Source organism: Amycolatopsis sp. NPDC028719 (assembly GCF_055565395.1).
Genome location: NZ_JBVHUL010000003.1, coordinates 97,123 through 118,587, shown reverse-complemented (window position 1 = coordinate 118,587; position 21,465 = coordinate 97,123). Strand labels below are relative to the sequence as shown.

At 72.5% G+C, this 21,465-nt stretch carries 20 protein-coding genes; 7 read left to right on the top strand and 13 right to left on the bottom strand.

Going from position 1 to position 21,465, the window contains the following annotated elements; translation table 11 throughout:
• Nucleotides 1-441 (bottom strand): PaaI family thioesterase, encoded by a 441-nt coding sequence (locus tag ACZ4TR_RS14300; protein ID WP_364511392.1) that lies wholly within the window; start codon nucleotides 439-441, stop codon nucleotides 1-3.
• Nucleotides 442-503: 62 nt separating this feature from the next.
• Between ACZ4TR_RS14300 and polA the strand changes: the two genes are divergently transcribed.
• The 3 genes from polA (at nucleotide 504) to ACZ4TR_RS14285 (ending at nucleotide 5,787) form a co-directional block, all read left to right on the top strand.
• Nucleotides 504-3,245, top strand: a complete 2,742-nt coding sequence (gene polA, locus ACZ4TR_RS14295) for a DNA polymerase I (RefSeq protein WP_465287456.1) — start codon at nucleotides 504-506, stop codon at nucleotides 3,243-3,245.
• Between the two features lie 182 nt (nucleotides 3,246-3,427).
• Nucleotides 3,428-3,961, top strand: coding sequence for an EF-hand domain-containing protein (locus ACZ4TR_RS14290; RefSeq protein WP_465287455.1), 534 nt, complete (start codon nucleotides 3,428-3,430; stop codon nucleotides 3,959-3,961).
• A 215-nt stretch (nucleotides 3,962-4,176) separates the two neighbouring features.
• On the top strand, nucleotides 4,177-5,787 hold the full coding sequence (locus ACZ4TR_RS14285) for a trypsin-like peptidase domain-containing protein (RefSeq protein WP_465287454.1): 1,611 nt from the start codon (nucleotides 4,177-4,179) through the stop codon (nucleotides 5,785-5,787).
• Nucleotides 5,788-6,079: 292 nt separating this feature from the next.
• Here the strand turns inward: ACZ4TR_RS14285 and ACZ4TR_RS14280 are convergent, their stop codons facing one another.
• The 6 genes from ACZ4TR_RS14280 to ACZ4TR_RS14255 form a co-directional block, all read right to left on the bottom strand.
• Entirely contained in the window at nucleotides 6,080-6,652 is a 573-nt protein-coding gene (locus ACZ4TR_RS14280; RefSeq protein WP_465287452.1) for a TetR/AcrR family transcriptional regulator, read from the bottom strand.
• The gene (locus ACZ4TR_RS14275; RefSeq protein WP_465287451.1) at nucleotides 6,649-8,544 is read right to left on the bottom strand and encodes a YhgE/Pip family protein; all 1,896 of its coding nucleotides are present in this window, start codon (nucleotides 8,542-8,544) and stop codon (nucleotides 6,649-6,651) included. The genes ACZ4TR_RS14280 and ACZ4TR_RS14275 overlap by 4 nt, the downstream gene beginning before the upstream one ends.
• Entirely contained in the window at nucleotides 8,541-9,230 is a 690-nt protein-coding gene (locus ACZ4TR_RS14270; protein WP_465287450.1) for an ABC transporter ATP-binding protein, read from the bottom strand. Before ACZ4TR_RS14270 ends, ACZ4TR_RS14275 begins: the two co-directional genes overlap by 4 nt.
• A 198-nt stretch (nucleotides 9,231-9,428) precedes the next feature.
• Nucleotides 9,429-10,349, bottom strand: a complete 921-nt coding sequence (locus tag ACZ4TR_RS14265; RefSeq protein WP_465287449.1) for a GNAT family N-acetyltransferase — start codon at nucleotides 10,347-10,349, stop codon at nucleotides 9,429-9,431.
• A 23-nt stretch (nucleotides 10,350-10,372) separates the two neighbouring features.
• Nucleotides 10,373-11,284, bottom strand: coding sequence for a GNAT family N-acetyltransferase (locus tag ACZ4TR_RS14260; RefSeq protein ID WP_465287448.1), 912 nt, complete (start codon nucleotides 11,282-11,284; stop codon nucleotides 10,373-10,375).
• Entirely contained in the window at nucleotides 11,281-12,132 is an 852-nt protein-coding gene (locus ACZ4TR_RS14255) for a class I SAM-dependent methyltransferase (protein ID WP_465287447.1), read from the bottom strand. Before ACZ4TR_RS14255 ends, ACZ4TR_RS14260 begins: the two co-directional genes overlap by 4 nt.
• Before the next feature lie 300 nt (nucleotides 12,133-12,432).
• On the opposite strand from ACZ4TR_RS14255, the gene rpsA reads away from it, so the two are divergent.
• Nucleotides 12,433-13,932, top strand: a complete 1,500-nt coding sequence (gene rpsA, locus ACZ4TR_RS14250) for a 30S ribosomal protein S1 (RefSeq protein WP_364511420.1) — start codon at nucleotides 12,433-12,435, stop codon at nucleotides 13,930-13,932.
• 202 nt (nucleotides 13,933-14,134) lie between these two features.
• Here rpsA and ACZ4TR_RS14245 read toward each other — a convergent pair whose 3' ends face one another.
• Entirely contained in the window at nucleotides 14,135-14,749 is a 615-nt protein-coding gene (locus ACZ4TR_RS14245) for a TetR/AcrR family transcriptional regulator (protein ID WP_465288107.1), read from the bottom strand.
• A 175-nt stretch (nucleotides 14,750-14,924) separates the two neighbouring features.
• Between ACZ4TR_RS14245 and ACZ4TR_RS14240 the strand changes: the two genes are divergently transcribed.
• Complete coding sequence (locus tag ACZ4TR_RS14240; RefSeq protein ID WP_465287446.1) at nucleotides 14,925-15,545, top strand: HD domain-containing protein; 621 nt, start codon at nucleotides 14,925-14,927, stop codon at nucleotides 15,543-15,545.
• Nucleotides 15,546-15,550: 5 nt separating this feature from the next.
• Complete coding sequence (locus tag ACZ4TR_RS14235) at nucleotides 15,551-15,997, top strand: OsmC family protein (protein ID WP_465287445.1); 447 nt, start codon at nucleotides 15,551-15,553, stop codon at nucleotides 15,995-15,997.
• A gap of 23 nt (nucleotides 15,998-16,020) precedes the next feature.
• On the opposite strand, the gene ACZ4TR_RS14230 is transcribed toward ACZ4TR_RS14235, so the two are convergent.
• Together ACZ4TR_RS14230 and ACZ4TR_RS14225 are read right to left on the bottom strand one after the other, a co-directional pair.
• A complete protein-coding gene (locus ACZ4TR_RS14230) occupies nucleotides 16,021-16,275 on the bottom strand; it encodes a hypothetical protein (RefSeq protein WP_364511429.1) in 255 nt (84 codons plus the stop codon).
• A 149-nt stretch (nucleotides 16,276-16,424) separates the two neighbouring features.
• A complete protein-coding gene (locus ACZ4TR_RS14225; protein WP_465287444.1) occupies nucleotides 16,425-16,655 on the bottom strand; it encodes a hypothetical protein in 231 nt (76 codons plus the stop codon).
• 142 nt (nucleotides 16,656-16,797) lie between these two features.
• Between ACZ4TR_RS14225 and coaE the strand changes: the two genes are divergently transcribed.
• Nucleotides 16,798-17,982, top strand: coding sequence for a dephospho-CoA kinase (gene coaE / locus ACZ4TR_RS14220; protein WP_465287443.1), 1,185 nt, complete (start codon nucleotides 16,798-16,800; stop codon nucleotides 17,980-17,982).
• Here the strand turns inward: coaE and ACZ4TR_RS14215 are convergent.
• Genes ACZ4TR_RS14215 through ACZ4TR_RS14205 form a run of 3 tightly spaced genes read right to left on the bottom strand, consistent with a single transcriptional unit; the run spans nucleotide 17,979 to nucleotide 21,375 of the window.
• Nucleotides 17,979-18,602, bottom strand: a complete 624-nt coding sequence (locus tag ACZ4TR_RS14215; protein WP_465287442.1) for a response regulator — start codon at nucleotides 18,600-18,602, stop codon at nucleotides 17,979-17,981. The genes coaE and ACZ4TR_RS14215 overlap by 4 nt on opposite strands.
• Nucleotides 18,599-19,870 (bottom strand): sensor histidine kinase, encoded by a 1,272-nt coding sequence (locus ACZ4TR_RS14210; RefSeq protein WP_465287441.1) that lies wholly within the window; start codon nucleotides 19,868-19,870, stop codon nucleotides 18,599-18,601. Before ACZ4TR_RS14210 ends, ACZ4TR_RS14215 begins: the two co-directional genes overlap by 4 nt.
• Nucleotides 19,867-21,375: a glycosyltransferase family 39 protein gene (locus ACZ4TR_RS14205; protein ID WP_465287440.1), complete on the bottom strand. Its 1,509-nt coding sequence runs from the start codon at nucleotides 21,373-21,375 to the stop codon at nucleotides 19,867-19,869. The genes ACZ4TR_RS14210 and ACZ4TR_RS14205 overlap by 4 nt, the downstream gene beginning before the upstream one ends.
• Nucleotides 21,376-21,465: the final 90 nt, after the last annotated feature.

The following is a 21,465-nucleotide window of genomic DNA, read 5'->3' as shown; positions in this document are numbered from 1 at the left end:
TCAGGCGCCCGGCGGGCGGTCCCGGACGACGCAGGTGAGCCGGGCGGTGCAGGTGCGCCGGCCTTCGTCGTCGGTCAGCACGATCTCCGCGGTGATGGTGCCGCGGCCGACGTGCAGCGGCGTCGCGACGCCGGTGACGGTGCCCGAGCGGACGGCCCGGTGGTGCGTGCACGACAGTTCCAGCCCCATCGCCGCGCGGTCCGGGCCCGCGTTCAGCGCGGCGACCGTCGAGCCCAGCGCTTCGGCGAGCACGGCGTTGGCGCCGCCGTGCAGCAGGCCGTACGGCTGGAGGTTGCCCTCGACCGGGATCGTGCCGACCACGCGTTCGGCGGTCGCTTCCAGGAGCTTCATGCCGACCTTGTCGTTCAGCTGCTGGTCCGCGGCGGCCGGGTCGATGCCCGACAGCCGGTCCACGTCGAGGGGGGCGGCACGTTCGGTCACGCAAAGCTCCTGTTCCTATGCGACACGTAGGAGTGTCGGACCCTCAGCCTAGACTCGGCTCCGTGAGCCCGAGTGAGAAGACGACCGTTGCCAACGCCACAGGAACGACCGGTGTCGCCGAGCGGCCGAAGCTGCTGCTGATCGACGGCCATTCGATGGCCTACCGCGCCTTTTTCGCGCTGCCCGCGGAGAACTTCAAGACCAAGACCGGGCAGGTCACGAACGCGGTCTTCGGGTTCACCTCGATGCTCATCAACCTCCTGCGCGACGAAGCGCCGACCCACCTCGCGGTGGCGTTCGACCTCTCGCGCAAGACGTTCCGGTCGGAGACCTTCGCCGACTACAAGGCGAACCGCAGCACGACCCCGGACGAGTTCCGCGGCCAGGTCGACCTGGTGCGGGAGGTGCTCGACGTGCTCGGCATCCCGTCGCTGACGAAGGAGAACTTCGAAGCCGACGACATCATCGCCACGCTCACCACGCAGGCCACGGCCCTGGACTTCGACGTCCTCATCTGCACCGGCGACCGCGACGCGCTGCAGCTGGTCACCGACCACGTCACCGTGCTGTACCCGAAGCGCGGCGTCTCGGAGATGACCCGGTTCACGCCGGACGCCGTCGAGGAGAAGTACGGGCTCACCCCGCGGCAGTACCCGGACTTCGCGGCGCTGCGCGGCGACCCCTCGGACAACCTGCCGAACATCCCCGGTGTCGGCGAGAAGACCGCGGCCAAGTGGATCAAGCAGTTCGGCTCGCTCGACGACCTGATCGACCGCGTCGACGAAGTAAAAGGCAAAGCCGGGGAGGCCCTCAGGGCGCACCTCAGCTCGGTCCAGCTGAACCGGCAGCTCACCGAGCTGATCCGCGACGTCGAGCTGGAGATCGGCCCGGCCGCGCTGGAGCTGCGCCCGTGGGACCGCGAGGCGGTCCACGCGCTGTTCGACGAGCTGGAGTTCCGCGTCCTGCGTGACAGGCTGTTCGCGACGCTGCAGAGCGCCGAGCCGGAGGCCGACGAAGGCTTCGAGGTCTCGGGTAGCGCGCTGGCCCCCGGCGCGCTCCCGGCGTGGCTCGCGGCGCACGCGGGCGAGGGCGAGCCGGTGGCGCTGGCCTTCCGCGCCGTCGGCACGTCGGTCCGCTCCGACCTGCGCGCGGTCGCCTTCGCCTCGGCCGACGGCGAAGGCGCGTACGTCGACGTGACGGCGATGGACCAGGCCGACGACGCGGCGCTCGCCGCGTGGTTCGCCGACCCGAAGATCCGCAAGACCGGCCACGACCTCAAGGTCCCGCTGCACGCGATCCGCTCGCGCGGCTGGGTGCTGAACGGCCTGGCCATGGACACCGCGCTGGCCGCGTACCTGGTGCGGCCCGGGCAGCGCACGTTCGAGCTCGACGACCTCGCGCTGCGCTACCTGCACCGCGAGCTGCGCTCGGAGACCGACGGCGGCGACGGGCAGCTGTCCCTGCTCGACGGCGGCGCGGAAGGCCTGGAGCAGAAGGAGATCCAAGAGGAGCTGGTCAAGGCCCGCGCGATCTTCGAGCTGGCCGGCGCGCTCGACAAGGAGCTCGAGCAGATCGGCGGCGCCCGGCTGCTCGCCGAGCTGGAGCTGCCGCTGCTCGAGGTGATCACCGAGCTGGAGATCGCCGGTGTCGCCGTCGACCTGGAGCAGCTGACCACGCTCGAGGCGCACTACCTCTCCCGCGTCACGCAGGCGGCGGAGGAGGCGTACGCGGTCATCGGCAAGCAGATCAACCTCGGCTCGCCGAAGCAGCTGCAGGTCGTGCTGTTCGACGAGCTCGGCATGCCGAAGACCAAGCGCACCAAGACCGGCTACACGACCGACGCCGAGGCGCTGCAGGGCCTGTTCGAGAAGACCGAACACCCGTTCCTGCAGCACATGCTGGAGCACCGGGACGCGACGAAGCTGCGCACGACCGTCGAGGGCCTGATCAAGTCCGTCGCCGACGACGGGCGCATCCACACGACGCTGCTGCAGACCATCGCGGCCACCGGGCGGCTGTCCTCGACCGAGCCGAACCTGCAGAACATCCCGGTCCGCACCGAAGAAGGCCGCCGCATCCGCGACGCGTTCGTGGTCGGCGAGGGCTTCACCGAGCTGATGACCGCGGACTACAGCCAGATCGAAATGCGGATCATGGCGCATCTCTCCCAGGACGAGGGCCTCATCGAGGCGTTCAACTCCGGCGAGGACCTGCACACGTTCGTCGCGTCGCGGGCGTTCTCGATGCCGCCGGAGGAGATCACGCCGGAGCTGCGCTACCGCGTCAAGGCGATGTCGTACGGCCTCGCGTACGGGCTCTCGGCGTACGGCCTCTCGCAGCAGCTGCGGATCTCGACCGAGGACGCCAAGTCCCAGATGGAGGCGTACTTCGACCGCTTCGGCGGGGTGCGCGACTACCTCCACTCGGTCGTCGGCGTCGCGGCGAAGAACGGGTACACCGAGACGGTCTTCGGCCGCCGCCGCTACCTGCCGGACCTCAACAGCGACAACCGCCAGCGCCGCGAGATGGCCGAGCGGATGGCGCTGAACGCCCCGATCCAGGGCAGCGCGGCCGACATCATCAAGGTCGCCATGCTCAACGTCCACCGCGCGCTGGTCGAGGCGAAGCTGAAGAGCCGGATCCTGCTGCAGGTGCACGACGAACTGGTGCTCGAGGTCGCCGAAGGGGAGCGCGAGGAGCTGGAGAAGCTCGTGCGCCACGGCATGGGGTCGGCCTACGAGCTGGCCGTGCCCCTGGAGGTCTCGGTCGGCTACGGCCGGTCCTGGAACGAAGCCGCGCACTGACCTCTGGGACATCCGGGGGCTTCGCCACCCGGACCCGTCCAGCGGGTGTCACTCTGCGCCACGGCCCGGACCACCGGGTCGTGGCGCAGAAGTACCTGGGCGGACGTCGTCGGGTGCCGGTCATCCGGACCAAGCTGGGTGGCCCGAACAGCCCAGCCGAGCCCGGCCGGAAGGACCAGCACATGGCCAGCGAATTCCAGCGGCGCAAGATCTCCGGCATCTTCGGCGCCATGGACGCCGACGACGACGGCTACCTCACCGAGTCCGACTTCCGGGCCCTGACGGCGAGATGGCTCGACCTCCGCGGCACCGACGGCAGCACCCCTGAGGGGCAGAAGCTCACCATGATCATGATGGGCTGGTGGGCGACGCTGCGCGACGCGTCCGACCGCGACCGTGACGGCAAGGTCACCCTCGACGAGGTCCTCGGCGTCGTCGACGAGCTCCCGAAGACGCCGGGCGCCGTCACCGGCACCGCGGCGGCGATGTTCGAAGCGGTGGACGAAAACGGCGACGGCACGATCTCGGCGGCGGAGTACGGCCGGATGATCGAGGCCTGGAGCGGCCCCGGCACCCCGACGGCCGAGGTGTTCGCCCTCCTGGACACCGACGGCGACGGCCGCCTGTCCCACGACGAGTTCACGGGCCACTGGTACGAGTTCTGGGCGGGCGACGACCCCGCGGCGCCGGGAAGCGCGGTCTTCGGCCGGGTCTGACGGGTGAGGCGGTGCAGTGTCGGGTGCGCTTTCGGGCAGACCGCCGGACGGCGCCACGGTCCCGCTGAGCGGTCTCCCCGGAAGCCCGTTCGGTCATCCGCGCGCGGAAACCGTTGGCATTGCGACGAACGCCGGACTCCGTTCGGTCGAGCCATTACCGCTGGGTAGGGAGGTCGGCGCCCGCGGCGCGACGATCACGGCGTAGGGTCCGCCGAATGGGGTTCGAGCGTGAGCGACGACGCTGGCGGGTCCGGCTGCACGACGAACTCGGCCGGGTGTGCGGCGCGGGCACGGTGCTGGACGAATACCACGTCCTCACGAGCGCGCACGTCGTCGAAACCGCCGGGGGACCACGCTCGGCGCTGAGCGTCGACTTCGTCGGCTTGGCCGAGGCGATGCCCGGCACGGCCACCGTCGTCGAAGGCTGCTGGGTGCCCTCCGACGGAGGCGGCCGCGGCGACCTCGCCGTGCTGCGGCTCGACCGCCCCGAATCCCGCGTCTTCCGCGCGCCGCTGCACCGCATGCCGCTCGGCGAGCACCAGCTCGTGCGCGCCTTCGGCTTCCCGCCGGGGTCGGTCGGCCGCTGGACCCACGCCCGGCTCGGCGGCCCCGAGCACCCCGGCAGCGCCGGCGGCGAGTGGGTCCGCCTCTTCCGCACCGCCGAAGCCGAACCGCTCGGCCCCGGCTTCGGGGGCACGGCGGTGCTCGACGAGGCGACCGGTCACGTCGTCGGCGTGGTCGTCGGCAAGGACACCGGCACCTGGATGATCCCGGTCGAGACCATGCTGGGGCACCTGCCGCAGCTGAGCATCTGGACCTCGGGCAGTCCGGCCGTCGACGCGAGCTTCTCGCGGCCCGTCGGCGAGGCCGTCGACGTGTCCTTCGTGCAGCGCGTCGCCGACTGGTTCGGCAAGGCCGAGCCCGGCACCGTCTGGGTCGTCGACACCGGCGAAGCCGGCTCGCCGGTAGCCGCGGCGCTGCGGTTCGGGATCGTCCTCGCCGACCGCGAACGTTCGCTCGGCGTGCCCGGCCTGCCGCCCGCGCTCGGCGAGATGCCGCCGGCGGGCAGCGTCGACCTCGCCGTCGACGCCACCGGCCGCACCGCCGACGCCATCCGCCACCGCATCGAAGACCGGCTCACGACGGGGGTCGCGGGGCGCACGCTCGTCATCGACGCGATCGACGACTCCGCGGAACCCGACCGGCTCGTCGGCGAGGTGCTGGCGCCGCTCGCCGGCCGCGCGGCCGAACTCGGCATCCGCTTGCTGCTGGGGTTCCGGGAGGAGTCCTCGCCCGGCGTCGCGGCGGTGCAGGCGAGCACCCTCGGGGCCCGCCCGGCGCCCGAGGACCTCGCGGGCCGGCTCGACGTACTGACCCAGTCCGTCGAGGAGCTCGCCGAGATCGAGGCGTACCAGCTGCGCGTGGCGACCCGGTTCACCGGCGTCGCGATGCTGCCGGCCCGGGCCCAGCGGCTGCGCGGCGCGCTGAAGCAGCTGCGTTCGGCCGAGGTCGACGGCGACGCGGAGTGGGTCGAGAAGCACATCGGCGGACACGAGCACGCGGTAGCCCCGGCGGTCGAGGACGGCCGCCGCCAGCGCGCGGTGCTCGACGGACTGGTCGCCCGCCGCGAGGAACTGCGAGCCCGCCTGACTGCGGACAACGAGCTCGCGCGCGAGCACGGCTTGGCGGGCGATCCGGAGCTGGAGCAGGCGTACACCCCGGCGAAGAGGCTGCTGATCGACGGCCCCTGCGAGCTGACGGCGGCAGCCACGGCGGTCGACACGTACGCGGCGGCGGTCCGGGCCCGCATCGAAGACCGCGGCTGACGGCTCCGCCCTTGGCTAGCATCGAAGACCGCTGCTGACGGCTCTGCCCGCCCGGTCACCCGTCTGCCTGCCCGGCCGGCCGCCCGCCTGCTCGCCCGGCCGCCCGAACGCAGTGAATGACTCATTCCTTGCGTCGGACGCCAGCAATGAGTCATTCACTGCATCGGAGACCGGGAACTGTCGGTGCCAGGCGGTAGCGTGGAAAACGGGGGCGCCCCCGCGGGCCTCCGAGCGGCGGCCGGCCTCGAACCCGGCGCCCGCAGGAATCGCGGAGGGTGCCGCGAGACCGGCGTCAGCGGCGGCCGAGGCCGCGGATCAGCACCATCACCGCTTCCCGCACCTCGGCCCGCGTCCGCTGCGGCCCGAACACCTGCCAGTCGAGCGCCACCACCAGCATCGTGCCGAACAGCCCGGCCGCCGCCGTCGGGATCTGTACCCCTTCCGGCAGTCGGCCGGCCTCCTCCAACCGTGACAACTGCTGCTTCACGATGGAGATGATCTCCTCGCGCAGCAGGGAAAGCGTGCCGTGCCACTGGCCCGGTGTCCGCCACAGCTCGCTCACGAGGATCTGCGAAAACCCCGGATAGCTCGCGATGAACTCCAGCGTCGTGTCGACCTGCGCCTCGATCACGTCGAGCGGATCCGCATCCGAAACCGCGGCGCGCAGCCGAAGAGCGAGCATGTCCACCCCGTAGCGCAGGAGCCCGTCGACCAGGCCGTCCTTCGAGCCGAAGTTGTAGTAGACCGTGCCCTTCGCGACGCCGGCTTCGGCGGCGATGTCGTCGACCGTCAGCCCGACCAGGCCCCGGCTCTTCGAGAGCCGCAAGGTGGCCTCGAAGAGCTTCTGCTTCGTCCCGCCGCTCACAGGCTCAGCTCGGGCTTGAGCGCCGACACCGTCCACACGCGACGCTTGCGCGCGGCCAGGGTGGACACCAGGATCCCGCCGGCCAGGTACGCCAGCAGCACGCCGATGTCACCCAGGATCTGCACGGTGGCGCCACTGTAGAAGAGGTGCCGGAAGCCGTCGATCGCGTAGCCCATCGGCAGCACCACGTGCAGCGGGTACAGCGCGTCCGGGATGGTCTGCCACGGGAACGTCCCGCCCGCGCTGACCAGCTGCAGCACCAGCAGCACCAGCCCGAGGAACTTGCCGACGGCGCCGAAGAACGCGTTGAGCGCATGCACCACCGACGTGAACGTCAGCGACACCAGCACCGCGAACCCGATCGCCGCCAAGGGGTGCGCGATGTGGATGCCCACCAGCCACGTCACCGCACCGAAGAGCACGATCACCTGCGCGATACCGAGCAGCGCCGACGACAGCCAGCCGCCGACGGCGACCCGGAACGGCGCCGCGCCCGCGGTCAGCGCCCGCGTCGAAAGCGGCCGCAGGATCAGGAACAGCACGAACGCGCCGATCCAGGTGGCCAGCGAGATGAAGAACGGCGCGAGACCGGCGCCGTACGTCCCCGCCGACGCCTCGCCGTTGGCGTTCACCGCCACCGGGTCCGCGATCGTGGTGGCCGTCGCGTTGCGGGTCGGGTCGTCCGGGTTCGGGATCTGCTGGAGGCCGGCCGCGAGCCCGTCGCGCAGCTTCACCGCGCCGTCGGCGAGCTGGTTCGTCCCGTTCACCGCCGTCTTCTCGCCGTCGTTGAGCTGCGAAGCGCCGTCCTTCAGCTGGTTCGCGCCGTCCGACGCCTGCGCGATGCCGCTGGTCAGCTGCGGTGACGCGGCGGCGAGCTTGGCTGCGCCGTCGGAGACCTGCCGGGCGCCGTCGGCCAGCTTCGCGAGGTCGCCGTTGGCCTGCTGGATCTTGCTGTTCGCCTGGTCGACGGGGGAGCGCAGCTGGTCGGCCTTGGCGACGATCGCCTGGATCTGGGCCTCCGGCACGCCGGCGTCGCGCAGGTCCGTCACGAGCTGGGTGCGGTAGGAGTCGAGCTTGCCCTGGATGCCGGACGACGCCGTGGCCGCGAGGGACGCCGCGTCGGCGACCTTCTGGTCCCCGGCCGCCACCTGCGAAGCGCCGTCGGCCAGCTTCTGCGTCTGCGACGGCAGCTCCGCGGTGCTGCTCTTGAGCGTGCCCAGGCCGGTCGCCAGCGTCGACGAGCCGTCCGCGAGCTTGGCGGCGCCGTCGGCGAGCTGCTGCTGCCCCGACTTCAGCTGGGTGGCGCCGTCCGCCAGCTGCGACGCGCCGGTCGAGGCCTCCTGGATCTTGGCGTAGATCGTCGAGAAGCCGACCAGGAACCGGTCCGCGGCCTCACTGCCGACCTTCTCCGCGATCGTCTTGCGCACCTGCTCGGCCACCTGTTTCGCGATGGTGCCGGAGAGGTAGTTGTTGGCGTCGTTGGTGGTCAGCGTGATCGTCGCCTGCTGCGGCTGGAAGGTGCCGACGCCCAGCAGTGCGGCGGAGAAGCCGCTGGGGATGCCGATGGCGAAGGAGTACTTGTCGTCGCGGACGCCGTCGCGGGCCTCCTGCTCGGACACCTCGTGCCACTGGAAGGTGCCGGACTCGACCAGCTCGTCGGTCACCTCGCGCCCGACGTTGCGCTGCTGGCCGCCGGCGTCCTTCGCGCCGGCGTCGCTGGTGAAGACGGCGGCGGGCAGCTTGTCGAGCCGGCCGTACGGGTCGTAGTTCGCGTAGAGGTAGAAGGACGCGTAGAGCAGCGGCACCAGCACGAGCGCGACCAGTGCGAGCTTCGGCATCGTGCCGGTGGAGAGGCGGCGCAGCTCGTTGCGGGCGATCCGGAAGGCGTTCATTCGGGGACTCCGTCAGTGCTCTCGGGGAGCTCTTCGGTGGGGGCGGGTTCGGGGGAGTGGTGCCGCGGCTCGGGCTGCTCGGCCGAGCCGAGGCGCGCGGGCGGGAAGGGGAGCGCCGACAACGGTGTCGTCGCGGCCAGCACCACGACGGCCAGGCCGCGCTCGGCCTGCTCGCGCGCCAGACCCGCCCAGCTTTCGACGTCGCTGGTGTGCCGGTCGGGGGTGTCGAGGACGAGCAGCCGCACGCCCTTGCGCTCGGCGGCCAGCTCGGTGAGCAGCCGGGTGCGCAGGGCCGGGGCGAGGTTCTCGAACCGCGTGCCCGCGAGCGGCGCGGCGTCGTGCGCGGCGAGCCAGCGCGCGACGTCCTCCTTGCCCGCCGGGCGGTGGGCGAGCGCCAGCTCCTCGCCGACGACCACGCGCAGGGCCAGCGCGTCGTCGGGCTCGCTGACGCCGGGGGCGTCGACGACCGCGACGAGCTCGGGCAGCCCGGCGTCGGTTCCTTCGGCGTGCACCGTGCCCGTGGTCGGCTTCAGCCGCCCGGCGAGCGCGAGGCCGAACGCGGTGACACCGACGCCGGGTTCGCCGTGCACGATCGCCAGGTCGCCCTCGCCGACGGTCAGCGAGGTGGGCGGTAACAAGGGGCCGTGGTGTCCTTCGAGGGACACCCGATCGGCTCGGACCTGCACGGTTACTCCAGCGTCGGGAACTTTTTGCACTGACCGGTCAGTGCAAAAGCTAGTCCTGGCGGAGGAGCGCGGCAAGATCACCGGACGCACGTCACACCCGTGGGTGATGCACCGGTCCGCGGCCGACTGTCGCATCCCGGGAGCCGCGACGCTGCCTGGTGACCCCGAACGGGGGAGAACGCGGGACCCGGCGTTCGCTCAGCGGAGCGCCGACGCCGGGCGCACTTCCCAGCTGGTCCACAGTGGACGGTAACCCTGCCGGTGCCAGAACACCGAGGCCAGCGGGTTGGTCGGGTTGTAGTAGAGGTACGTGCGCGTGGCGCCGCCCCGGCGCAGCTCCCGGTGCACGTGCGCCATCAGCGCCCGGCCGACGCCGCCGCCGCGCTCGCCGGGCGCCGTCACCACGTTGTTCACGTACCCCCACCGTCCCGGCGGCAGCAGCTCGGCCGCCGCGCTCCCCGGCGTCGCGTCGAGCCACGCGCAGTGCGCGAGGGCGCGCGCCTCGCCGTCCTCCTCGGCCAGCCACACCGTCGGCTCGTCCTCGGCCAGCGCGTCCCGCAGCGAGGGGGCGAGCAGCTCGGCCGTGTTCGCCCGGCGGGTCGCGGCCACGAGCCCGGTGTAGTCGAACGTCGCGGTGGCCAGTTCGAACGCCGCGGCGAAGTCGCCGGGCCCGGCGCGGCGCACGGCGACCGCCGGGTCCGGCTCGGGCGGGGGAGCCGTGCGCACGCCGACGGCGGAAAGCGGGACGAGGCCGTGGTCGAGGAAGGCGCGGATCGCCTCGGCGTCCCGGCTGGGCCAGAGGACGACGCACGACGAGTCGTCGCCGATCTCCTCCGTCTCCAGCACGCCCTTCAGTGCGCGAAGCAGCAGGTCCACGCCTTCGGTGCCGGTGGCGCCGAAGTACGGGAAGAGCTGCCAGACGTCGGCGGCCGCCCACAACCTCGTGACGTCGCCGGGCGCGGCGTGGTGCCGCTGCAGCACGCCGGCGACCCGGGTGCCGTCCGCGGTCGCGGCGTCCAGCCGGCGCCCCTCGGCCGGGGGCGCGGCGGGCGGCAGCAGGGCGTCCACCGCGGCGAAACGCGCGCGGTGGGCGGCGAGCAGCGGCTCGGCGATGTCCATGGATCCCCCTGGTGGTGCGTCGGTCAGGACCAGGCGGGGCGCCGGATCCACATCGTCCATAGTGGACGATAGCCCTGCCGGTGCCAGAACACCGGCGAGAGCGGGTTCGCCGGGTGGTAGAAGAGGAACGTACCGTTTCCCTCCGGCCGGAGCAGCTCGCGATGGGCCACCGCCATCAGCGCCCGGCCGACGCCGGCACCCCGCGCGCCGGGTGCGACCGACAGCGTGTCGACGTACCCCCAGCGGCCCGGGATCAGCCGGCCGTGGATGCCGTCGCCCGGCGCGGGCGCGGTCAGCAAGCACGCGGCCAGGCCCACCGGGACGCCGTCGTCCTCCGCGAGCCAGACCAGGCCGCTGAAGCGCAGCGAGCGGACCACCTCCGCGCGCAGCAGCTCCCGCGCGCCGGGCCGCGGCACCGCGGTGCCGACCAGCGACGTGTACTGCCACTCCGCCACGCGCAGATCGGTGAGCGCCTCGACGTCGCCCTCGCCGGCCAGGCGGACGGTCACCCGCGACGGCCCTTCTGCCGCGGGGGGCGCGGGGGTCCGCACCGCCAGGCACGTCATCGGCGCGAAGCCGTGGGCCAGCAGGACCGCCGATGCCTCGGCGTCGCGGCTCGGCCAGGCCAGCGAGCAGCCCGAGTCCGGATCGGGCCGAGTCCCGCGCATCCGCTCGCGCCAGGCCCCCAGTAGCGCGGCCAGGCCCGCCGCGCCGCTGTCGCCCGGCACCGCCGTCAGGTCCCAGACCTCCAGCGGGCCCCACAGTGCGGGCCACGCCCCCGGCGCGTGCACGACGTGCGTCAGCAGACCGCCCGCCCGGCGTCCACCGACGGTCACCACCAGCGGCTCGCTCGCCGCCGGCGGGGCGGCGATCGGCGGCAGCAGCGGGTCGAGCGCGGCGAACCGGGCGTTCTGCTCCTTTTCGAGGGGGTTCACGAGCGGTGCGTGCGGAAGATCGCGGTGCCCGGGAAGAGCCGCCCCCGCAGCGGGCTCCACTGGCCCCAGACCCGGGTGTGCCCCGCCGGCCACTCGGGCTCGACCAGGTCGGTGAGGGTGAACCCGGCCGCGGCGAGCGCGCGCACGTAGTCGCCGAGGGTGTGGTGGTACTCGACGTAGGTCGCGGTGCCCTCGCCGTCGACCTCGACGTACGGCGTGCGGTCGAAGTACGGCTGGGTGACGGTGAGCCCCTGCGGGCCGGGGTCGTCCGGGAAGATCCACCGCATCGGGTGGGTCACCGAGAACACCCACGGCGCGCCCGGCCGCAGCACCCGGTGCACCTCGGCGAACACGGCGTCCACCGAGGCCACGAACGGGATCGCGCCGAAGGCCGAGCAGGCCGCGTCGAAGCTGCCGGACGCCAGCGGCAGGTACTCGGCGTTCGCCTGCACGAGCGGGACGTCGGCGCCGGTGCGCTCGTTGCCTTCGCGGGCGTGGCGCAGCATGCCGGCGGACAGGTCGGTCGCCACGGCGCGGGCGCCGTGGGCCGCCAGCCAGCGCGAGCACGCGGCCTGCCCGCAGCCGACCTCCAGGACGCGCTTGCCGCGGACGTCGCCGAGCAGCCGCGCGTCTTCTTCGCGCACGCCCTCCGGGCACCAGACGAAGTCGGCGTCGCCGAGGAACCCGCCGTGTTCGGCCTGGTAGTCGTCGGCGTCGGCGTCCCACCACGCGAGGTTGGCGGCGGCGGCTTCGGGGCCTTCGACGGCGCGGTAGGCGACGGCCGTGGTGCCCAGCCGGTACTCGGCCGCGTCGTGGCGCCCCGGCGCGGGCGGCTCCTCCGGTGGCATGATGGTGGTCTCCGGTCCCTGCGTCCTGGTGCGTGCGGTTTGCTTCCGCGAGGACCTTAGCGACCGAGGGGGACCCTGATTGTGCCGCCTAGCGGCCGCCGCGTAGGATGAGTGTTAGCGCAGTGGGTTCGCGCTGCCTTCCGCTCAGCTTCTGGTCGGGCTCGGGTCGCGCACCGTTTGCGGGTCATGCCGCGGTCGTTCACTGGTGGACGTTTGCTCGCAGGGTCTTCGCATGCCGTAGTGCCCATCGCGCCGACAACTGCCAACCCTCGATTCCCATCCACCGGAGCAACCCGCCTAATGACCATCGACACCGCCACCGCCCCGACCGCCCCGAACGCGGCCCCGCAGGTCGCCATCAACGACATCGGGTCGGAGGAAGATTTCCTCGCGGCTATCGACAAGACGATCAAGTACTTCAACGATGGCGACATCGTCGAAGGCACCATCGTCAAGGTCGACCGCGACGAGGTCCTGCTCGACATCGGCTACAAGACCGAGGGCGTCATCCCCTCGCGTGAGCTCTCCATCAAGCACGATGTCGACCCGGCTGAGGTTGTCACCGTCGGCGATGAGGTCGAAGCCCTCGTTCTCCAGAAGGAGGACAAGGAAGGCCGTCTGATCCTGTCCAAGAAGCGCGCGCAGTACGAGCGCGCCTGGGGCACGATCGAGGAGCTCAAGGAGAAGGACGAGCCCGTCAAGGGCACCGTCATCGAGGTCGTCAAGGGCGGCCTCATCCTGGACATCGGCCTGCGCGGCTTCCTGCCCGCGTCCCTGGTCGAGATGCGCCGCGTCCGCGACCTGCAGCCGTACGTCGGCCGCGAGCTCGAGGCGAAGATCATCGAGCTGGACAAGAACCGCAACAACGTGGTCCTGTCCCGCCGTGCCTACCTCGAGCAGACGCAGTCCGAGGTGCGCAGCGAGTTCCTCAACGCGCTCGCCAAGGGCCAGGTCCGCAAGGGCGTCGTGTCGTCCATCGTCAACTTCGGTGCCTTCGTGGACCTGGGTGGCGTCGACGGCCTGGTGCACGTTTCCGAGCTGTCCTGGAAGCACATCGACCACCCGTCCGAGGTCGTCGAGGTCGGCCAGGAGGTCACGGTCGAGGTCCTGGACGTCGACATGGACCGCGAGCGCGTCTCGCTGTCGCTGAAGGCGACCCAGGAAGACCCGTGGCGCCAGTTCGCCCGCACCCACGCGATCGGCCAGATCGTGCCGGGCAAGGTCACCAAGCTGGTTCCGTTCGGTGCGTTCGTGCGCGTCGAAGAGGGCATCGAGGGCCTGGTCCACATCTCCGAGCTGGCCGAGCGCCACGTGGAGATCCCGGAGCAGGTCGTCCAGGTCAACGGCGACGTCATGGTCAAGGTCATCGACATCGACCTCGAGCGCCGTCGCATCTCGCTGTCGCTGAAGCAGGCGAACGAGGGTGTCACGCCGGACACCGAGTTCGACCCGGCCCAGTACGGCATGGCTGCCGAGTACGACACCGAGGGGAACTACATCTACCCCGAGGGCTTCGACCCGGACACCCAGGAGTGGCAGGAAGGCTTCGACAAGCAGCGTGAGGAGTGGGAGCGCCAGTACGCCGAGGCGCACACTCGTTACGAGGCCCACATGAAGCAGGTCCAGAAGGCCGTCGAGGCCGACGCGGAGGCCGCGGCCGACGCGGCGACCGGCATCGAGAGCGGCGCGGAAAGCTACACCTCGGGTTCGGCCCCGGCCGACACGAAGAGCAGCGGCGGCACCCTCGCCTCCGACGAGCAGCTCGCGGCGCTCCGCGAGAAGCTCTCCGGCGGTGCGTGAGCAGTAGCGCTCTGAGCTGACAGCGAACCCCCGGTCCCGAGCGGACCGGGGGTTCGCTGCGTTCCCGTCCCACCCCGGCTCAGCTCGCCCCGCCTCGAGCGCCCCAATGTGGCCTTGGTTGCGTCTGACGCACCGAAGGCCGCCTTGGGTGCGTCAGACGCACCGAAGGCCACATTGGGGCGCATCGCGAGTCCAGCCCGCCTCAGCGGTTGCGCAGGTCCAAGCCGGCCATCGTCGCGGTGATGCCGCGGCGGTACATCCGCTCGTTCGCCTCGTCGGTCGGCGGGATGAACCAGTCCGGCAGCGGAGTCCGCGAAGCCAGCATCAGCTCCGCCCCGACCAGGCCGTGCATCGCCGTCCACAGCTGGTACGCCGTCTCGCGGGCGTCCGCTCCCGGTGGGCACACCCGCTGGACCCGGGCGATGAACAGGGTGAACGTCGTCCGCAGGACCGCCGACCGCAGCGCCGGGTCCGGGTCGAACCCCGGCACCGGGCGCTCGAACATCAGCGCGTAGCGGGCCGGGCTCTGCCGGGCGAACAGCCGGTACTCGAGCGCGAGGTGCAGCAGGTCCGCGACCCCGTCCGGGCCGGCCGGCGGCAGCCCCTCCAGCAGTTGCCGCAGCGAGTCGAACGTGCGCTCGTACAGCGCGTCGAGCAGGCCCGCGCGGCCGCCGAAGCGCGCGTACACCGAGATCGTCGACGCGCCGGCCGCCTCGGCCACGCCGCGCACCGTCAGCCCCGGGACGCCGCGGTCGAACAGCACCGCCAGCGCCGTGTCCAGGAAGCGCTCGCGGCTGCCCTGCTCGGCGGGGCGCATCGACAGGTGCCTGGTGGCCACGGCGCACCCCCTTCGCGCACATCCGGGTGATCGACCCGCAGCAAAAGATACGATATCCGGCGCGTCTTGGGAACGTGCCGGATGTCCGGATGTGCGGGGTTCCCGTCCGCCGGACGCATGTCCGAGCAGCGCGCGGGCGGGCATCGTCGGCGTCATGAACCTCGACATCCCCGACACCGCCCTCGCCCGCGAAGCCACCGAGTACGTTCGCGACACCGCCGGCTCGCTCCTCTACGACCACTCCGCGCGCGTCTACCTGTTCGGCGCGCTCCAAGGCCGGCGCCGCGGCCTCGACTTCGACGCCGAGCTGCTCTACGTCGCCGCGCTGTTCCACGACCTCGGGCTCGTCGCCGGCCACCGCACCGACCGGCGCTTCGAGCTCGACGGCGCCGACGAGGCCCGGCGCTTCCTGCTCGGCCACGGCGTCGACGCCGACCGCGCCCGGGTCGCCTGGACGGCCATCGCGCTGCACACGACCCCGGGCATCCCCGAGTACATGGAACCCGAGGTCGCGCTGGTGACGGCCGGCGTCGAGTACGACGTCCTGGGCATCGGCTACCACGACCTCCCCGCCGAGGCCCGGGCCGCGGTCGTGGCGGCGCACCCGCGGCCGGACTTCAAGCGGCGCATCCTCGAGGCCTTCACCGACGGCATCCGTGACCGGCCCGACACGGCTTTCGGGAACGTCAAAGCCGATGTCCTGGCCCGGTTCGTGCCAGGCTTCGAGCGCACGGACTTCGTCACCACGATCCTGGCATCACCCTGGGAGGACTGACCCGGATGGAACACCCCGAGCCCGGCACGGTCGTCGTCACCGCGAGCGGCGACGGCACCTACACGCAGCAGGTCACGACGGCGACCCACGAGCTGCTCGTCGACGAACCGGTCGAGGTCGGCGGCGCCGACGCCGGCCCGAACCCGTACGAGCTGCTGCTCGCTTCGCTGGGTTCGTGCACGGCGATCACGTTGCGGATGTACGCGAACCGCAAGGGTTTCCCGCTGACCCGGGCGACGATCCGGCTGCGCCACGACCGCATCCACGCCGAGGACTGCGCCGAGTGCGAGACCGAGCGCGGGATGCTGAGCCGCATCACGCGCGAGATCGAGCTGGAGGGCGAACTGGACGACGACCAGCGCGCGAAGCTGATGCTGATCGCCGACAAGTGCCCGGTGCACCGGACGCTGTCCTCGGAGATCACCATCGAGACGCACGAGGCCGGCCGCTGAGGCAAGGCCGCGAGCGGCCGCCGTCAGGCAGCGGCGGCCTGGGCGGTCACCGGCCGGATCGTCGCCGTGCCCACCGCGGGGACCCAGATGCGCTCGAGGGCCGCGGCGCGGGCCTTGCGGCGGAGGCCGGCGAAGCTGTGCCTGGCCGGCACGAGCAGAGTGCTGAGCCACGTCCGGCGGTAGTCCGCCAGCGCGTCGGCCACGGTGCGGTGGACGAGGCAGTGCACCAGCCCAGGCGTGCCGAGCCGGTGCCTCCCGGCGTGCTTGCTGTCCGCCATCGTTCCTCCGTGTGGGCGACCCTGTCGCGCGCACGGTACGCAGCCGGGCCGGTGAAGGTGAGTAAGCAACGCGGCGTGTCCGGATATCGGTTGAGTCACGCGTCACGATCACCTTGCGGTTCACCCGTTCGTATGCATTCGCTACGCCGTCACGCGGGCGGCGTCGTGACCTGGCCCTTCGGGCACGTCACGACGAACGGGATCCACGTGCTCTTCACCGCGTACACCGTGCGAGACGGCTGAACCTGGATCCGGTAGACACCGGACAGGCAGTGACCGGCCGGCTCGGCCCGTCCCGCCGGTCCGTCGGGCGCCCCCATGGCGAGCCCGCCCGCCCCCAGTACCACCACCGCCGCCCTGCCGAGCTTCGCCATGTCCATGGTCCCTCCCTTGACCAGGCGGGCCGGTGACCCGCTGCCGGGCGTATCGGAAAACGTTTACCGGAGTTACAGGGCAGCTACCTGTGTCACACGGATGGGCGCACCACTCGCCCGTCCGGCGAGCCTGACTAGGGTGATCGGCATGTTGCGCGTGGGGCTGACAGGTGGAATCGGGGCCGGCAAGTCGACCGTGGCGAACCGGCTCGCGGAGCACGGTGCCGTCCTGATCGACTCCGACCGGATCGCCCGCGAGGTGGTCGAGCCCGGCACCGAGGGGCTCGCCCGGCTCGTCGAGGAGTTCGGCGAGGAGATCCTGGCCGCCGACGGTTCGCTCGACCGGCCCGCGCTCGCCGCCAGGGCGTTCGGCGACGACGAGTCGCGGCGCCGGCTGAACGCGATCGTGCACCCGCTGGTCGGCGCCCGCACCGGTGAGCTGATGGCCGCCGCCGCGCCGGACGCCGTCATCGTCCACGACATCCCGCTGCTGGTCGAGAACGGCCTCGCGACCGCGTACCACCTGGTCGTGATCGTCGACGCGCCGGTCGAGGTGCGGGTCCGGCGGCTGGTGACGGCGCGGGGCATGGCCGAGGAGGACGCGCGGGCCCGGATCCGCGCGCAGGCGAGCGACGAGCAGCGCCGCGCCGTCGCGGACGTTCTCCTCGACAACGGCGGTGCCGAAGACGCCGTGCTCGCCGACGTCGACGCGCTGTGGGCCGACCGGCTCGTGCCGTTCGAGGCGAACGTCCGGCTGCGGCGGCCGCGGCCGCCGGTGTCCCCGAAGATCGCCGAGTACGACCTCACCTGGCCGGCGCAGGCCGAGCGGGTGCTCGCCCGGATCCGCGCCGTGGCCGGGGAGCTCGCCCGCCGCGCCGACCACATCGGGTCCACCGCCGTCCCCGGCCTGCCCGCCAAGGACGTCCTCGACTTCCAGCTGACCGTGTCCACTTTGGACGACGCGGACACGCTCCGCGAGCTGCTGTCCGACGCCGGGTTCCCGCGCCTGGAGGGCGACTGGGTCGACGACGCCCTGGACGGCACCGGGACGTGGCCCAAGCGCCTGCACGTCGGCGGTGACCCCAAGCGCGCGGTGAACCTGCACGTCCGGTCCGAAGAAACGCCGGCGTGGCGGCTCGCCCTGCTGTTCCGCGACTACCTGCGCGCGAACGCGGACGAGCGGGACGACTACCGCGACGTCAAGCTGCGGCTGGCCGCCGCGCACGCCGACGACGGCAACGTCGCGGCCTACGCGGACGAGAAGCAGGAGTTCGTCAACGGCGTCTTCACCCGCGCGGAGAAGTGGGCCGCGGCCACCGGCTGGACGCTTTAGGAGCCCAGCAGCCCGCGTTCGAACGCGACCGCGACGGCCGCCGCGCGGTCGTTCACGCCGAGCTTCGCGTAGACGTGGATCAGGTGCGTCTTGACCGTCGCTTCGCTGATGAAGAGCTTCTTCGCCGCTTCTTTGTTCGTCGAGCCGCGGGCGACCAGGGTGAGCACCTCGCGCTCGCGCTGGGACAGCGGTTCCCGCGCCGGCTCGCGCATCCGGCCCATCAGCCGGCTGGCGACCGCGGGGGAGAGCACGGCCTCGCCGCGGGCGGCGGCTTCGACCGCGCGGAAGAGGTCCTCGCGCGGCGCGTCCTTGAGCAGGTAGCCCGTCGCGCCCGCCTCGATGGCGGGCAGGACGTCGGAGTCGGTGTCGTAGGTCGTGAGCACCAGGACCCGCGCCGGGTTGCCCAGCCGGGCCAGCTCGGTGATCGCCGTGACGCCGTCGGTGCCCGGCATCCGCAGGTCCATCAGCACGACGTCGGGGCGCAGCCGCTCGGCCAGCGTGACGGCTTCGGCGCCGCTCGCCGCCTCGCCGACGACCTCGAAGCCGCGGCCGGTGAACATGCCGCGCAGGCCGTCGCGGACGATCGGGTGGTCGTCGGCGATGAGCACGGTGATCGTCACGGGGAGGCCTCCGGCGGGGACGGGACGGCGGGCAGGACGGCCGAGATCGCGGTGCCGCCGCCGGGTTCGGACTCGACGTGCAGCGTACCGGCGAGCCGTTCGACGCGCCGCCGCATCCCGGGCAGCCCGTAGCCGGGGCCGGGCCCGGGGACGAACCCGGCGCCGTCGTCGCGGACGTCCAGGGTCACCTCGTCGTCCATGTAGGACAGCGTGAGGCCGACGCGGCCCGCCGCGGCATGCTTGTCCACATTGGACAGCGCTTCCTGGGTGACCCGCAGGATGGTCGACTCGATCTCGGGGTGCAGCGGCCGCGGCTCGCCGGTGGCGGTGAACGCGGCGGGCACGCCGGTCCGCCCGCTCCACCGCGTCGCGACGCCGGCGAGCGCGTCGGGCAGCGCCGCGGTGTCCAGGGGTTCGGGGTGCAGCGCGCGCACCGAACGCCGGGCGGCGACGAGGTTCTCCCGCGCCAGCGCGGCCGCCGAGTCCAGGTGCCGCTGCCGTTCCGCGGGCTCGTCCTCGGCCAGCGCGGCGGCTTCGAGCTGGGTGATGATGCCGGTGAAGCCCTGGGCCAGGGTGTCGTGGATCTCCTGGGCGAGCCGCTGCCGCTCGTCGAGGATTCCCGCTTCGCGCGCCTGGCTGAGCAGCTGCCGTTGCAGGCCTTCGTTTTCCGCGTGGGCCGCGGCGAGGTCGTCGAGCATGCGCCGGCGTTCTTCGTTCTGCCGGGCGACGGCCGCGGACAGCAGCCCACCGCCCCCGATCGCCGTGGTCTGCACGAGGATGATCGTGATCCAGACCCCAGGTCTCGCCTGCAACGCGTGGACCGGCCCGCCGTTGCCGAGGGTGTTGATCAGCAGCGAGGTCACCGCGAGCGCGACGAAGGCGAGCCACGTCGGCCGCAGCCGCATCGCGGAGAAGAACGCGAAGATCATGAAGATCACGAACGTGACGTCCCGGGATTCGAGGACGCTGCCCAGCCCGATGACGCCGGCGAAGCTCAGCAGGGCGAACGCGGGGTGCTCGCGCACCCGCGGGACCGGGAGGGTGATCGTGGCGAGCAGCCAGAGCGCGGTCGCGGCGACCAGCGCGCCGGTGAGCGCCCACCAGCGGCTGTCGTGCCCGCCGAAGGCGAGGGCGATCAGGGTCGCGGTGGCGAGCAACCCACCGCCCAGGTACCGCTCGACCCGGTTCAGCAGGGGCTGCCAGCCGGTGGCGGCCTTCGCCGACTCCAGCGGCCACATCGGGCGGTTCCAGCCGACCCGGACGCTCACGCTCTCATGTCCTTCACCCGAGGCCAGATCGCCGCCCAGTCCGCGGTCCGGCCGGTGAGCTGCCAGACCGGCATGTGCTCGCTCGCGTTCGCGACGCCCAGGCGGTTCCCGACCTGCCCGGCGAGGTGCGCGGACGCGAAGTACTTCGCGAGCCTCGACGGGTCGTAGCCGACGAAGAGCACGGTGCCGGCGTCGTCGGCAGGCCGGCCGAAGTACCAGAAGCCGCGGCTCGGGCTGTGGGCCTCGGGCAGGCCGTGCTCGGGCCCGTACCGGTCGAGCGCACCGGCTTGCCAGTAGCCGCCGGTCACGACGGCCGTGCCCGGCGGCGCGGTCCGGTACAGCTTGGCGACGTCGCCGGCGAGGTCCGGCCAGCCGATCTCTTCGGCCGCGTAGGCCGGCCGCGGCGCGCCCGGGTGGTCGGCCAGCCAGTGCGCCGGCCAGAGCGGCAGCGTGAACGGCAGGCTGAACAGGGCCGAGAGCACGAAGACCGGCCAGGTCGGCACCCATCGCCACCACAGCGCCGGTTCACGTCCGTCCAGGTGCACCGCGGCCGCGGCCCACAGCACGCCGAACATCCCGGCGGCGTAGTAGTACCGCCCGTTGGCGAGCAGGAAGGCCGCGACGACACCCAGCGCCGTCCAGCCCAGGAACCGGTACGGCCGCAGCTGCGCGCTCCCGAGCAGCACGGCGAAGCCGTAGAGGACACCGAGCGCGCCGATCACCCAGCCGGCGCCGGCGAGGAGGTTCGGGACGAAGCTCTCGCGCCCGCCCGCCGCGTCGACTTCCGCGCCGACCGCGTCACCCATGCCGAGCTGCGGCCAGCCGTTCGCGCGCTGCCACAGCAGCGTCGGCACCAGCGATACGGCGGCGATCAGCGCGCCCAGCCAGAGTTTCGGCCGGCGAAGCAGCTCGCGCGGCCCGAACACGAGCACCGCGACCCCGGCCACCACCCAGAACGCGCCGATGAGCAGCTTGCCGTTGAGCGCCACCGCCGTGACGACACCCAGCCACACCAGGAGCGAGTCGTCGCGGGTGCGGACCCAGCAGACCAGCAGCCACAGCACGAGCGTCCACAGCAGCGGGTCGATCGTCGACGTCGCCAGGTAGTGGCCGCTGCCGACGAACTGCCCGCAGATCGCGTACGCCGCCGCGGCGCGCGCCTGCGCCTTGCGCCGTCCGCCCAGCTCGCGGGCGATCAGGGCGGTGACGACGACGCCGGCCGCCGTCGCGGCGATCGCCGGCAGCCGGAAGACGACCAGCGAGCCGGGCGCCAGCGAGTCCATCGCCCAGGCCAGGAACGGAACGAGCGGCGGCTGGTCGGCGTAGCCCCACGCCAGGTGCTTCCCGGCGGCGAGGAAGTACAGCTCGTCACCGAAGTAGCCGTAGCGGCCCGCGGTGAGCAGCAACGCGGTGGCCGTGCCCAGCGCCGGCAGCGCGACCGGCAGCCGGGCGAACGGGGCGAGCTGGGTTGTCGCCTGGTCGGGGGCCGTGGCTACGGCGTCCATCGTGCTCCTTCGTCCTGGGTAGGCGCCGGTCCTTCCCGCACCCTACGGGGGCCACCCGGCGTCACCCCGCGACCGGTGACGCCGGGCACG